We start from the raw sequence: 11,133 nt of genomic DNA on the forward strand, positions 1-11,133 counted from the left end.
CGCGCACGGATCGCATCGCTCGGCGGGTAAACGGTGTCCTTCATGATGGCCTCCTCCTCCGGTCCTTGCAGCCGAACGCGCTGCCCGACGGGGACGTTCCTAGCAGAAATCCGCGGCCGCCGCCGCCCCCGACCTTCCGGCGAGGGGACGGCCCGTTCAGATCGCCAGGTACTCGGCCCTGAGGTCGGCGTTCTCCAGCACCTCGGACGCGCTGCCGTCGTAGACGATCGACCCGGTGTCGAGGATGATCGCGCGGTCGGCGAGCTTGAGCGCGCGCACGGCGTTCTGTTCGACGAGGATCGTCGTCATGCCCTGCGACTTGATGTGGGTGAGCGTCTTCTCGATCTCGTCCACGATCACCGGAGCGAGGCCCTCGTAGGGCTCGTCGAGCAGCAGCACCTTGATGTCGCGGGCCAGCGCGCGGGCGATCGACAGCATCTGCTGCTCGCCGCCCGACAGCGTCACCCCCTCCTGTCGCCGCCGTTCGCCGAGGCGCGGGAAAAGCTCGTAGAGCCGCTCGATCGACCAGCCCACGGGCGGCTGGATCTGCGCCAGCTGCAGGTTCTCCTCGACGCTGAGGCCGGGGATGATGCGGCGATCCTCGGGCACGAGCCCGAGCCCCGCCTGCGCCGCCTCGTGCGACGACATCCGGTGCAGCGGCTGGTGGTCGAGCCAGATCTCGCCCTTCAGCACCTGCGGGTTCCCGAGCCGCGCGATCGAGCGCAGCGTGGTCGTCTTGCCCGCGCCGTTGCGGCCGAGCAGCGCCAGGATCTCGCCCTCGTGCACGTTGAAGCTGATGCCCTGCACGATGTAGCTCTCGCCGTAATAGGAGTGCATGTCCCACACGGACAGGAAGGCGGGCGCGGTCTGTGCGTGGTTCGCGTCCTTCGAGAAATCGGTCTTGGCGTTCATCGGATCGTCCCTTTCGCAGGCGCCGGGGCAGGGCCTCAGGCGGCCTCGCCCAGATAGGCTTCCTTGACCTTCGGGTGGCCCTTGATGTTCTCGGGCGTGTCCTCGACCAGCGGCGTGCCCTGCGCGAGAACGGTGATGCGGTCGGCGAGGCTGAAGACCACGTGCATGTCGTGCTCGATGATGCACATGGTGATGTCGCGCTTCTCCTTGATGGTCCGAAGGAGCGCGATGGTGTTGTTCGTGTCGGCCCGCGCCATGCCCGCGGTCGGCTCGTCGAGCAGCAGGAGCCGCGGCCGCTGGATCAGGCACATGGCCATCTCGAGCCGCCGCTTGTCGCCGCGCGACAGCGACCCGGCATGGGCGTCGCCCTTGTCCAGCATGTCGACCTCGTCGAGCATCCGCCGGGCCTCCTCGGTCAGGTCGCGCTCCGCGGCGACGCCTTCGAAGGCGTGCAGTCGGAAGGCGCCGTCGCGCTTGGCGAAGAGCGGGATCATCATGTTCTCGAACACCGTGAGGTCGCCGAAGATCTCGGGCGTCTGGAACACCCGGCTGATGCCCATCTGGTTGATCTGGTAGGGCTTGCGCCCGAGCACCGACTGGCCCGCGAACATCACCGACCCGGTGTCGGGAATGAGCTTGCCGACGAGGCAGTTGAGCAGCGTCGACTTGCCCGCGCCGTTCGGGCCGATGATCGCGTGCACGCTGTTCTCGGCCACCGACAGGTTCACGTCGCCGAGCGCCTGCAGTCCGCCGAAGCGCTTGTTGACGTCCTTGACCTCGAGAATGCCCATGGAACTGCTCCTTGCCTCACTCTGCCGGGGTCCGGCGGCGCTGCGCCTCGGGCGAACGCCCGCGCCGGAAGAGCCGCGTGATGCGCTGGCCGCCCTCGACCAGCCCGCCGGGCAGGAAGATCACCACCGCCATGAACATCAGCCCCAGCGTCAGGTGCCAGCCCTTGCCCACGAAGGGATAGATGACCGCCACCAGCACGTCCTCGATCCCGTCCGGCAGGAAGGCGAACCAGCCATGCAGGACGTTCTCGTTGAGCTTGGAGAAGATGTTCTCGAAATACTTGATGACGCCCGCGCCGAGGACCGGGCCGATGAGCGTGCCGGCGCCGCCGAGGATCGTCATCAGCACGACCTCGCCCGAGGCGGTCCACTGCATCCGCTCGGCGCCGGCGAGCGGGTCCATGGCCGCGAGGAGCCCGCCCGCGAGCCCGGCATACATTCCCGAGATCACGAAGGCCGCGAGCGTGTAGGGCCGCGCGTTCACCCCGGTGTAGTAGAGCCGCTGCTGGTTCGACTTGACCGCGCGCAGCATCATCCCGAAGGGCGAGCGGAAGATGCGGATGGCCAGGTAGAAGGCCAGGAGCATCATGACCGCGCAGAGGTAGTAGCCGGCCGAGAACTGGAACTCCCACGCGCCCATGCGCAGCACCTCGGTCGCGCGCATCTCGATCCCGAAGAGGTGGGTCACCGGGATCGACCCGTCGGCGTTCGCCGTCACGCCGAGGATGCGCGGGTCGGACAGCGTCACCTGCAGCCCGGTCTCGCCGTTGGTGATGGGCGTCAGCACCGAGTAGGCGAGCGCGAAGGACATCTGCGCGAAGGCGAGCGTCAGGATCGAGAAGTAGATGCCCGACCGGCGCAGCGAGATGTAGCCGATCATCAGCGCGAAGATGCCCGCGATCACGACCGACAGCAGGATCGCCGGCAGCACGTTCATGGACAGGAGCTTGAACATCCACACCGCGGCGTAGCTGCCCGCCCCGAGGAAGGCCGCGTGCCCGAAGCTCAGGTAGCCCGTCAGCCCGAACAGGATGTTGAAGCCGATGGCGAAGATGCCGAAGATCACGAACCGCTGCATGAGGTCGGGGTAGCCCGCGTTGAACTGCGCGAGCCCGCCGTTCACCGGGAACGGGTTCAGCAGGAACGGCGCGCAGAGCGTCAGCGCCGTGACGAGCAGCAGGAGCAGCGTGTCCTTCTTTCCGAGGCCGAGCATGTCCTTAATCCTCCATCACGCCCTTGCGGCCCATCAGGCCGCGCGGACGCGTCAGCAGCACGATGATCGCGACCACGTAGATGACGATCTGGTTGATGCCGGGGATGAGTGCGATCACCTGCGTCATCGAGGCAAAGCTCTCGAGGATCCCCAGCAGGAACCCGGCGAGCACCGCGCCCGGCAGCGAGCCCATGCCGCCCACCACGACCACGACGAAGCTCAGCACGAGGAAATCCATGCCCATGTGGTAGTTGGGCGAGTTGATCGGCGCGTACATGACGCCCGCGAGCCCCGCGACGCAGGCGGCAAGCGCGAACATGATGGTGAAGCGGCGGTCGATGTTGATGCCGAGCAGGCCCACCGTCTCGCGATCCGCCATGCCCGCGCGCACCACCATCCCGAAGGTCGTGAACTGCAGGAAGGCGAAGACCGCGCCGATCACCAGCGCCGCGAAGGCGAAGTAGACGAGCCGCCAGTAGGGATAGATGATGACGTTCGGATCGAAGCCCAGCAGCACGCCGAAATCGTAGGATCCGGTCAGCGCGTCGGGCGCGGGCGTCGGGATCGGGTTCGCGCCGTAGAAGTGCTTCACGATCTCCTGCAGCACGATGGCGAGCCCGAAGGTCACGAGGATCTGGTCCGCGTGCGGCCGCTTGTAGAAATGCTTGATGAGGCCGCGTTCCATGGCGATGCCGATCGCGGCCATGATCGGGATCGAGAACAGGATCGCGAGCGGCACGGACCATTCGATGATGCTGCCGCCCAGCTCGGGGCCGAACCAGGCCTCGACATAGGGCGTCTCGACCTTCATCGGGTTGCCGAGGAAGTCGGTGCGCGTCTCGTCGAGCGTGACGAAGCTCGCCGACAGGATGCGCTGCAGCGTCACCGCGCAGAACGCGCCGATCATGAACAGCGCGCCGTGCGCGAAGTTCACGACGCCGAGCGTGCCGAAGATCAGCGTGAGCCCGAGCGCGATGAGCGCATAGGCCGAGCCCTTGTCGAGCCCGTTCAAGGTCTGGAGGATGATCGCTTCCATGGCCGCGTTCCTGGACTGTGGCCCCGCCGGGCGCCCGCGCCGGGGCGCGTCCGCGTGCAGGGCTTCCGTGTCGGATGTGTCGCGTCGGTCCGGGGCAGGGGACGCGGGCCCTCGGGACCCGCGTCCGCCGGTGTCCGGCTCAGGCGCCCGGGTTGCAGGACCCGAGGTTGCCGCCCGCGAACATCGGGTGTTCCGCGTCGTAGGTCACGGCCTCGGTCGGCGTGACCTCGACGATCTCCACGAGGTCGAACTCGTTTTCCGGGTTCTCCTTGCCGCGCACCACCACGACGTCCTTGAAGCACTGGTGATCCGCGCCGCGGTAGAGCGTCGGCCCGTTGCCGAGGCCGTCGAACTCGAAGTCCTCGAGCGCCTCGACCACCGCGCAGGGGTTGAACGACCCGGCCCGCGTGACCGCGTCCGCGTAGAGCAGCGTCTGCGCGTAGCAGGTGTGCGCCGCCTGGCTCGGCGGGAAGCCGTACTTCTCGCCGAAGGACTTCACGAAGGCATTGGTGCCCTTGTAGCGGTCGCCGAGCTGGTTCTCGATCTTCCAGTCCCAGTTCTGCGAGCCGGGAATGCCGCGGATGTTCTCGCCCGCGCCGCGCGCCATGAGCTCGGAATAGAGCGGCACGACGATCTCGAACTGCTTGCCGTTGGCCTCGGCCTCGCGAAGGCCGAACTGCACGGCGTTGGTGAGCGAGTTCACCATGTTGCCGCCGTAATGGTTCAGGACCAGGACGTCGGCGCCCGATTGCAGCACCGGCGCGATGTACGAAGAGAAGTCCGTCGCCGCGAGCGGCGTCAGCACGTTCTGGACCGTTTCCCAGCCCAGCGCCTCGGTCGCGGCCTGGATCGATTCCTGCTGCGTCCAGCCCCAGGTGTAGTCCGCGGTCAGGTGGTAGGCCTTGCGGTCGGTGCCGTAGAGGCTCTCGAGCACCGGCGCGAGCGCTGCCGCCGACATGTAGGCGTTGAAGAAGTGGCGGAAGCCGTTGGCCTTCTTGTCCTTGCCGGTGGTGTCGTTCGAGTGCGTGAGGCCGGCCATGAAGATCACGCCCGCCTGCTGGCAGAGATCCTGCACGGCCACCGCGACGCCCGAGGACGAGCCCCCGGAGATCATGATCGCGCCGTCCTTCTGGATCATCGACTGCGCGGCGGCGCGGGCGGCGTCGGACTTGGTCTGCGTGTCGCCGGTGACGAACTCGACGCGCTTGCCGAGGATGCCGGTGCCGTCGAGGTTCTTTTCCGAGAACGTCTGCAGCATGCCTCCGTCGCCGCCGCCGTTCAGGTGCTCGACCGCCAGCTCGAAGGCGCGCAGCTCGTCGGCGCCCTCGTCGGCATAGGGGCCGGTCTGCGGCACGTTGAAGCCCAGCGTCACCGTGTCGCCGGTCGGCGCGTTGGTGAAGCCCGATTCCTGGGCCCTGAGATAAGTGGGCAGCGCCAGCCCGGCACCGGCCACGGCACCGGTGCGCAGCAATCCGCGGCGCGTCACGCGCGTGATGGTCATGTCGTCCTCCCTCTTGGTTTTTTGCGGCCTCGGGGCTCCTCTTCCCCCGGTCGCCTGTCACTCTCGTGCAGGATCGAGTATGGAGCCGGCGGAAAATCGCGCAACAAACCGCTTGCGCGACTGGATTTTTTTGTAAAGCTTTCGACAGAAATCGCGGCTCTTTGTAAAGAATGTTATGTTGCGCCGCGGAAAGGCCTTGATCGGAGGGCATAATCGGGATGGCGCGCGACACGCTCACGGGCAGCCGGATTCGCGAACGGCGCATCATGGCGGGCCTCAAGCAGGCCGAGCTCGCGCGAGAGGCGAATATCTCTCCGTCCTACCTCAACCTTATCGAGCATAACCGGCGGAGAATCGGCGGCAAGCTGCTGCTCGACCTCGCCGCGATCCTCGACGTGGAGCCGACGGCTCTGACCGAGGGGGCCGAGGCGACGCTGGTCGCGGCCCTGCGTGAGGCCGCCTCCGAAAAGGGCCGTGCCGGTCCCCGCGCCGCCGTCGAGATCGACCGCGTGGACGAGTTCGCCGGCCGCTTTCCCGGCTGGGCGGGGCTGCTCGCCGACACCCACCGCCGCACCGTCGCGCTCGAGCGCACGGTCGAGACGCTCACCGACCGCCTGACCCACGACCCGCACCTTGCCGCCGCGCTGCACGAGATGCTGTCCACCGTGACCGCGATCCGCGCCGCCTCGGCGATCCTCGCCGAGCCCGGCGAGATCCCGCCCGACTGGCAGCGCCGGTTCCATCGCAACATCCACGAGGACAGCGCCCGGCTGGCCGAGACCTCGCGCACGCTGGTGCGCTATCTCGACGCGGCCGACGACGCGAGTTCCGAGGCGACCGCCCCGCAGGAGGAAGTCGACGCGGTCCTCGCCCAGGCCGGCCACCGCTTTCCCGCGATCGAGACCGGCGCGACCGGCGCCGGTGCGCTGGCGGACGCGCTCGGCGCGGACATGTCGGGCACGGCGCGCCGCCTGCTCGCGCGGCACCTGCGCCGCTACGAGGCGGATGCCCGGCGCCTGCCGCTCGCGACGATCGGGGACGCGCTGCAGGCGGGCGGCGATGCCGATCCCTTCCGACTGGCCGGTGCGCTGGGCGCCGACCCCGCGCAGGTGATGCGCCGGCTCGCGGCGCTGCCCCCCGACCTCCTGCCCGATCCGTGCGGGCTTGCCATCTGCGACGCCTCGGGCGCGCTGACCTACCGCAAGCCGCTGGCGGATTTTCCCATGCCGCGCTTCGGCGCGGGCTGCCCGCTCTGGCCGCTCTACCAGGCGCTCAGCCGGCCGATGACCGCGACGCGCCTCGTGCTCGAGCAGGCGGGCAGCACCGGGCGGCGCTTCCGCGCGGATGCCATCGCGGTGCCGCACGGTCCCGCCATGCCCGACCGGCCCGCGCTCTTCGAGGCGCACATGCTGGTGGTGCCGGACCGTGCCGAGACCGCGCCCGACCCGCTGCCCGTCGGCGTGTCGTGCCGGATCTGTCCGCGCACCGGCTGCGCCGGCCGGCGCGAGCCCTCGATCCTGCCCGACGCCGCGCGAGAGGAGTTTTGACAGCGCCCCTCCGAGCGCCCATAACTTTCTCACCGCCCGGATAAGACGGCCCCGACGCCGCGCGCCCCGGACGGTCCAGGGGAGGGGAAAACCTGCATGGGCAAAGAGCTTTTGCTGATCGAGGATGAGCCGAACATCATCGAGGCGGTCAGCTTTCTTCTGTCGCGCGACGGCTGGACGGTGCGGACGCATTCCAACGGGGCCGACGCGGTGGAGAAGGTGCTCAAGCTCCGCCCCGACGTGGTGATCCTCGACGTGATGCTGCCCGGGCGGTCGGGCTACGACATCCTTCGGGACCTGCGCGCCCGGTCCGAGACGGCGAACCTTCCGGTGATGATCCTGACCGCGCGTGGTCAGAACCGCGACCGCGAGCTGGCCGAGCGCACCGGCGTGACCGCCTTCATGACCAAGCCCTTCGCCAACGGCGAGATGCTCGAGGCCGTGCGGGCGCTCGCCCCGGTCACATGAGCGCGGGCCCCGGCCGGGGCGCGCCGCTCGTCTTCCTGGAGCGCCGCACCTACCGCCAGCGCCGCCTGCGGGATGCCGCGCGGCTCCTGCCGGTGGTGGGGCTCTTCGCGTGGACGGTGCCGCTGTTCTGGCCGACGGGGCCGGCAGGGCCCACCACCTCCGGCGCGCTCACCTACATCTTCGGCGTCTGGGTCGCGCTCGTCTGCGCCGGCGCGCTGCTCTCGCGCCGCGGCGCCACCGGCGAGGAGGGCAGAGGCGATCCGGGCGGGGATGCCGGGCCATGACGCTCAACGCCCTCGTCGCGATCTGCCTCTCCTACGTGGTCTTCCTCTTCGCGGTCGCCTTCGTGGCCGAACGCTGGGCCATGCGGGGCCGCGTGCGGTGGCTGCGCTCGCCCATCGTCTACACGCTGTCGCTGTCGATCTACTGTACCGCGTGGACCTTCTACGGCGCCGTCGGTGCCGCGGCGCGCTCGGGGCTCGAATATCTCGCCATCTATCTCGGCCCGAGCCTCGTGATGATCGGCTGGTGGTGGGCGGTGCGCAAGCTCGTGCGCATCGGCCGCTCGCAGCGCATCACCTCCATCGCCGACCTGATCTCGTCGCGCTACGGCAAGTCGAACCTGCTGGCCATCGGCGTGACCGTGCTGGCGGTAGTGGGCACCACGCCCTACATCGCGCTCCAGCTGCAATCCGTGACGCTCAGCTTCGAGGTCTTCGGCCGCGACGCGCCGGGCGCGGGGGCGGGAGAGCCGCAGCGCCTGACCGCCTTCTGGGTCGCGGTCGGCCTCGCGCTCTTCACCGGGCTCTTCGGCACCCGCAACCTCGACGCCAACGAACGCCATCACGGCGTGGTCATGGCCATCGCGGTCGAGGCGGTGGTCAAGCTCGCGGCCCTCCTGTCGGTCGGCATCTTCGTGGTCTGGGGCCTCTCGGGCGGGGTCGCCGAGACGCTCGCGCGCATCGACGCCTCGGCGCTCGGGTCCTGGCAGGCCGACGGCGGCCGCTGGGCCGGCATCACCTTCCTGTCGGCGGCGGCCTTCCTCTGCCTGCCGCGCATCTTCCAGGTGCTCGTGGTCGAGGCCGGCGACGACGCGCACCTGCGCACCGCCAGCTGGGCCTTCCCGGCCTACCTCATGCTGATGTCGCTCTTCGTCGTGCCCATCGCCGTCGTCGGGCTCGACCTCATGCCCGCGGGCGCCAATCCCGACCTCTTCGTGCTGACCGTGCCGCTCTCGCAGGGGCAGGAGGGGCTCGCGGTCCTCTCCTTCCTCGGCGGCTTCTCGTCCGCCACCTCCATGGTCATCGTCGCGGCGATCGCGCTCTCGACCATGGTGTCGAACCACATCGTCATGCCGATCTGGCTGCGCGTGACCGGGGACGGCGCCAGCGTCTCGGGCGACGTGCGCCACGTGGTGCTGACCGCGCGGCGGGTCTCGATCGGCTGCGTGGTGATGCTGGGCTACCTCTACTACTCGGTCTCGGGCGGCGGCGGCGCGCTGGCCGAGATCGGGCTCGTGTCCTTCGCGGGCGTGGCGCAGGTGCTGCCGGCGATGCTGGGCGGCATCTTCTGGCGCGGCGCCACGCGCGTCGGCGCGGTGGCCGGGCTCAGCACGGGCTTCGCCATCTGGCTCTGGACGCTGTTCCTGCCCTCGATCGGCGCGGGCGGCGTCATCTCTCCCGAGATCCTCGCCGAGGGGCCGTGGGGTCTCGGGTGGCTGCGCCCGCAGGCGCTGTTCGGGATCGCGGGCATGGACCCGCTCCTGCACGCGATCCTGTGGTCCATGTCGCTCAACGCGCTCGCCTTCTTCACGGGGTCGGTGGCGAGTTTCCCGACCCCGCTCGAGCGGCTGCAGGGGGCGCAGTTCGTCAACGTCTTCCAGCATTCCGCGGGCCCCCGCAGCTGGACCGGCGGCGTCGCCCAGACCGAGGACCTGATGGTCATGGCGCAGCGCATCCTCGGCGCCGAGGACGCGCTCGCGCTCTTCGCCCGCGAGGCGCGCCGGCAGGGCGTGCGCGGCGACCTGCCGGACCCGAGCCCCGACTTTCTCGAGACGCTCGAACGCGAGCTCGCGGGATCGGTGGGCGCCGCGACCGCGCATGCCATGGTGGGCCAGATCGTCGGCGGCGCCTCGGTGTCGGTCGAGGACCTCATGGCCGTCGCCGACGAGAGCGCGCAGCTCCTCGAATACTCGGCCCGGCTCGAGGCGCAGTCGGCGGAGCTCTCGCGCACCGCCGCCCAGCTCCGCGATGCCAACCGCAAGCTTACCCGGCTTTCCGTGCAGAAGGACGCCTTCCTCAGCCAGATCAGCCACGAGTTGCGCACGCCCATGACCTCGATCCGTGCGTTCTCGGAGATCCTGCGCGACGGCGGCACGATCGGAGACGGCGACCAGACCCGGTTCGCCTCGATCATCCACGACGAGGCCGTGCGCCTGACGCGCCTGCTCGACGACCTGCTCGACCTCTCGGTGCTGGAGAACGGGCAGGTCAGCCTGAACCTGCGCGAAGGCACGCTCGGCGCGCTTCTCGACCGTGCCGTGGCCGCGGCGAGCGCGGGCGAGGGCGGCGCCACGCTGCGCATCCGGCGCGACCACGCCGCCGAGGACGTGCGCCTCGTGACCGACCTCGACCGGCTGACGCAGGTCTTCATCAACCTCGTCAGCAATGCCGGTAAATATTGCGACGCGCAGCGGCCCGAGCTTCACATCCGCGTCGGCCGCGCCGAGGGGCGGCTCATCGTCGACTTCCTCGACAACGGGTCGGGCATCGCCCCCGAGGCGCGCGACACGATCTTCGAGAAGTTTAGCCGCGTCGCCGACCAGAAGGCGGGCGGCGCCGGGCTCGGGCTCGCCATCTGCCGGCAGATCATGGCGCGGCTCGGCGGCGACATCCGCTACCTGCCGGGCCGCTCCGGCGCCGCCTTCCGGGTCGAGCTGCCGCACGAGGTCGCGCTCGCCGCGCAGTGACCGCCGGGGCGTCCCGCGAAAAGGCTTTGGTAACCCGATCGTCGGATAAGCGTCGGGTGGGCAGGCAGCTCTGTGGGCAATGGACATGCGCGACATCGCGACGGACAACGTGCTGAGCCGCAAGGCCCAGGCCGCCCGTCGTGCCATCGAGGCGCGTGGCATGTCGGTGGAAAAGGCGCTCCGCCGCGCGCTCGCCCGCACGGCGGAGGAGGCGTGGAACCTCGCCCTCATCGCGCGCGAGGCGCGGCAGGCGGGTCTCGACCAGGACGGCGTCGCCGACATCCTCGAACGCGAGGACCAGATGATCCTCCTGCTCGACGGCCCGGACGGCGCGCTGGGCTTCGCCTGCCTCGACCGGCAGGCGGTGACGGCGCTCGTCGAGGTTCAGACCCTCGGCTTCGTCACCGACCTCGCACCCGACGACCGGCCGCTGACGCCGACCGACGCCGCCATGGCCGCTCCGCTGGTCGAGGGGGCGCTCGCCCGGCTGGCCGACTATCTGGGCGACGATCCGCTGGCGGCGGAGGCGGCGGGCTGGCGGTTCGGCGCGATGATCGACCATCCGAGGATCGCCATCAACCTCATGACCGCCGCGCTCTACCGCACGTTCGAGGCGGCGCTCGACATGGGCGGCGGCCGGCGCATGGGGCAGGTGGCGCTGGTCCTGCCGGACCGCGCCGCCGCCCGCCCCGATCCG

At 69.8% G+C, this 11,133-nt stretch carries 9 protein-coding genes and 1 pseudogene; 5 read left to right on the forward strand and 5 right to left on the reverse strand.

From position 1 onward, the window contains the following. Nucleotides 1-156: 156 nt before the first annotated feature. The 5 genes from RISW2_RS21620 to RISW2_RS21640 form a co-directional block, all read right to left on the reverse strand. Nucleotides 157-912, reverse strand: coding sequence for an ABC transporter ATP-binding protein (locus RISW2_RS21620; RefSeq protein ID WP_043775015.1), 756 nt, complete (start codon nt 910-912; stop codon nt 157-159). 35 nt (nt 913-947) lie between these two features. Next, nucleotides 948-1,703 (reverse strand): ABC transporter ATP-binding protein, encoded by a 756-nt coding sequence (locus RISW2_RS21625; protein WP_043775018.1) that lies wholly within the window; start codon nt 1,701-1,703, stop codon nt 948-950. 16 nt (nt 1,704-1,719) lie between these two features. After that, nucleotides 1,720-2,916: a branched-chain amino acid ABC transporter permease gene (locus tag RISW2_RS21630; RefSeq protein WP_043775020.1), complete on the reverse strand. Its 1,197-nt coding sequence runs from the start codon at nt 2,914-2,916 to the stop codon at nt 1,720-1,722. 4 nt (nt 2,917-2,920) lie between these two features. Next, nucleotides 2,921-3,952 (reverse strand): branched-chain amino acid ABC transporter permease, encoded by a 1,032-nt coding sequence (locus RISW2_RS21635; protein WP_043775023.1) that lies wholly within the window; start codon nt 3,950-3,952, stop codon nt 2,921-2,923. A gap of 139 nt (nt 3,953-4,091) precedes the next feature. Further along, nucleotides 4,092-5,453: a substrate-binding protein gene (locus tag RISW2_RS21640; protein ID WP_043775028.1), complete on the reverse strand. Its 1,362-nt coding sequence runs from the start codon at nt 5,451-5,453 to the stop codon at nt 4,092-4,094. Between the two features lie 218 nt (nt 5,454-5,671). On the opposite strand from RISW2_RS21640, the gene RISW2_RS21645 reads away from it, so the two are divergent. The 5 genes and pseudogenes from RISW2_RS21645 to RISW2_RS21665 form a co-directional block, all read left to right on the forward strand. Further along, nucleotides 5,672-7,000, forward strand: a complete 1,329-nt coding sequence (locus RISW2_RS21645) for a helix-turn-helix transcriptional regulator (RefSeq protein ID WP_043775029.1) — start codon at nt 5,672-5,674, stop codon at nt 6,998-7,000. Nucleotides 7,001-7,096: 96 nt separating this feature from the next. Further along, nucleotides 7,097-7,468 (forward strand): response regulator transcription factor, encoded by a 372-nt coding sequence (locus RISW2_RS21650; protein WP_043775031.1) that lies wholly within the window; start codon nt 7,097-7,099, stop codon nt 7,466-7,468. Continuing rightward, entirely contained in the window at nt 7,465-7,752 is a 288-nt protein-coding gene (locus tag RISW2_RS21655) for a hypothetical protein (protein WP_043775032.1), read from the forward strand. The genes RISW2_RS21650 and RISW2_RS21655 overlap by 4 nt, the downstream gene beginning before the upstream one ends. Continuing rightward, the gene (locus RISW2_RS21660) at nt 7,749-10,436 is read left to right on the forward strand and encodes a sensor histidine kinase (RefSeq protein ID WP_043775034.1); all 2,688 of its coding nucleotides are present in this window, start codon (nt 7,749-7,751) and stop codon (nt 10,434-10,436) included. Before RISW2_RS21655 ends, RISW2_RS21660 begins: the two co-directional genes overlap by 4 nt. A gap of 85 nt (nt 10,437-10,521) precedes the next feature. Beyond that, nucleotides 10,522-11,133 (forward strand): annotated as a pseudogene (locus tag RISW2_RS21665) (flagellar motor switch protein FliM); the annotation flags it as partial.

It is taken from the genome of Roseivivax isoporae LMG 25204, from assembly GCF_000521865.1.
In the GTDB taxonomy this organism is placed as follows: Bacteria; Pseudomonadota; Alphaproteobacteria; order Rhodobacterales; family Rhodobacteraceae; genus Roseivivax; species Roseivivax isoporae.

What these genes read in the sequence shown, in the direction of transcription:
- RISW2_RS21645 (WP_043775029.1), top strand. Translation starts at nt 5,672, where the DNA reads ATGGCGCGCGACACGCTCACGGGCAGCCGGATTCGCGAACGGCGCATC.
- RISW2_RS21655 (WP_043775032.1), top strand. Translation starts at nt 7,465, where the DNA reads ATGAGCGCGGGCCCCGGCCGGGGCGCGCCGCTCGTCTTCCTGGAGCGC.
- RISW2_RS21640 (WP_043775028.1), bottom strand. Translation starts at nt 5,453, where the DNA reads ATGACCATCACGCGCGTGACGCGCCGCGGATTGCTGCGCACCGGTGCC.
- RISW2_RS21620 (WP_043775015.1), bottom strand. Translation starts at nt 912, where the DNA reads ATGAACGCCAAGACCGATTTCTCGAAGGACGCGAACCACGCACAGACC.
- RISW2_RS21630 (WP_043775020.1), bottom strand. Translation starts at nt 2,916, where the DNA reads ATGCTCGGCCTCGGAAAGAAGGACACGCTGCTCCTGCTGCTCGTCACG.
- RISW2_RS21625 (WP_043775018.1), bottom strand. Translation starts at nt 1,703, where the DNA reads ATGGGCATTCTCGAGGTCAAGGACGTCAACAAGCGCTTCGGCGGACTG.
- RISW2_RS21650 (WP_043775031.1), top strand. Translation starts at nt 7,097, where the DNA reads ATGGGCAAAGAGCTTTTGCTGATCGAGGATGAGCCGAACATCATCGAG.
- RISW2_RS21660 (WP_043775034.1), top strand. Translation starts at nt 7,749, where the DNA reads ATGACGCTCAACGCCCTCGTCGCGATCTGCCTCTCCTACGTGGTCTTC.
- RISW2_RS21635 (WP_043775023.1), bottom strand. Translation starts at nt 3,952, where the DNA reads ATGGAAGCGATCATCCTCCAGACCTTGAACGGGCTCGACAAGGGCTCG.